The sequence below is a fragment of the Streptomyces sp. H27-H5 genome (genome assembly GCF_026627505.1).
Lineage (GTDB): Bacteria > Actinomycetota > Actinomycetes > Streptomycetales > Streptomycetaceae > Streptomyces.
Map to the genome: position 1 here is coordinate 1 of NZ_JAPNLK010000269.1, position 1756 is coordinate 1756.

Annotated in this window: 1 protein-coding gene and 1 pseudogene; both read right to left on the reverse strand. The window is 68.5% G+C overall.

Features of this window, described 5'->3' with window-relative positions; genetic code table 11:
• Positions 1 to 93: 93 nt before the first annotated feature.
• Positions 94 to 1296: a hypothetical protein gene (locus OTB19_RS42655; protein WP_267804241.1), complete on the reverse strand. Its 1203-nt coding sequence runs from the start codon at positions 1294 to 1296 to the stop codon at positions 94 to 96.
• A gap of 355 nt (positions 1297 to 1651) precedes the next feature.
• Positions 1652 to 1756, reverse strand: a pseudogene (locus OTB19_RS42660) (IS5/IS1182 family transposase); the annotation flags it as partial.

Here is a 1756-nt window from a genome sequence, read left to right on the forward strand (position 1 = left end):
AACAGGCGGCAAACCCCCCGGTCGCATGGACACCGCACCGACCCCCTACGGCCGGGGCAGACAGAACGACCGCACCACGCATGCCGAACTGCCTCATACCCCTGCAGGCAATTCAGCAACAGAGTCAGCGGTGCCGTCCTTGTCCACCGTCGCGACGGTAATCGCCTTGCGGGTGCCTGTCTGCTCGAAGCAGTGGCCCTGCCCCGACTGGAGGTCGATCACCACGCGGCCGGCCAGCACATAACGGCCATCACCCGACACCGTGGGCGTGAAGGCGGAGTCGCTCTCGTTCGCGCACGCGACGGAGGCGCGCACCAGACCCGTCTTTCCGTCGTGCACCGCATAGACGTTGGTCTGCGCCTTGCCCTCCTTGTCAGGCCAGGATGCCAGCACGTCCCCGTTCGGCAGGCCGGAGGCAGCGACCGTGCGCCCGCCGTGCTCGGGCGCGGCACCGGCAGGCACCACATCACCGCTGAACCAGCCGCCGGCCCAGAAGGCGCCGTAGCCCTGGACCAGCGGGCCCGCAGGCGTCTGCCCGGCCACCGTCACCCGCCTGCTGTCGCAGGTGCCGGTCAGTTGCTGGCAGGGCTTGGGTGACTTCAGCACGGGGTGGTTCTTGTCGTAGGTGGTGACCTGGCCGGAGACTACGTCGACGAGCGACACGCCCTGGTCTGACGCCACTTTGACGACGCCCAGTTCCCGCTGCGCTGTGAAGCCGAGGGCCGGCCCCGGAACGGTGATCTCCCGCAGAGGCTTCGCATCGTCGCCCGAGGAGGCGATGTCGTACACCGCGAGACGCGTGACCGGGCTTGCCGTGTTGACACCGTCACCACCCTCGCTGCCGGTGACCGCCAGAACGGCGTACTCCTTGCTGCCGCCGCGAGCCAGCAACACCTTGGAGTCGACGGGCAGCCCGCTCTTGGGGGCTTCCGGACGGACCACCGGCTTGCTGCTCCAGCGCACCTTGCCGGGCTTCGCATCCCTGGCCACCACGCGCGCCGTCTTGCCGCCTCGTTCGTGCCAGCGCAGCAGAACCAGCCGGGCCTCGTCGGAGATCACCGGCCCGGACAAATCATGTTCGTCGTCCCTGATCTCCCAGCCCTTCGTATTGTCGAACGCCGCCGGCACGGGCTCCTTCGGTGCGGCCGCGGGTGCCGGTCCCTGCTCCGCGCCCTGGGCAGCACCACCCTTCGATGCGTTCGCCCCGTTGCCGGACGAACCGCCCCCGCACGCTGCCAGCGACAGCGCGGCGAACGCCGTCACCACACCCACAGTCACTCGGAACTTCTTCCGCATCGCTTGCTCCCCCGATCACTTCTCAATAAACCTGAGAAACATACGGCATGATCAATCGTCAGATCCAGCGCCATCGCGTTGGCCACATGGGGCTGCGTTCGCAGGCGGACTCCCCCGGAAGATGCCTCGAACAGCCGGGCCGCCGTGGTGAGAGCGGTGCGCAGGGCGTGCACTGCACCGAGATCGACCTGGTCGGGTGCGCCGCAAGAGGCGTCTCACCCGAGGGCGAACTCGGTGGCGGCGGAGGCGTCCGGGCCGAGCTCGATCCCCCCTGGCGCAGCTGCGGCGGCAGTCCTCGTCATCTGCCGCGTACGTGATCGCCCGGACACGTCCTAGGTCCTGTACGGGATTCAGATCATGTTCGTCCGGTGATGCTGCGTAGCCAGAGCATCGTGCCGCAGAGGTGGAGTCCGGCCAGGTAGCTCTCCGGGGTCTTGTCGTAGCGGGTGGCGATCCCGCG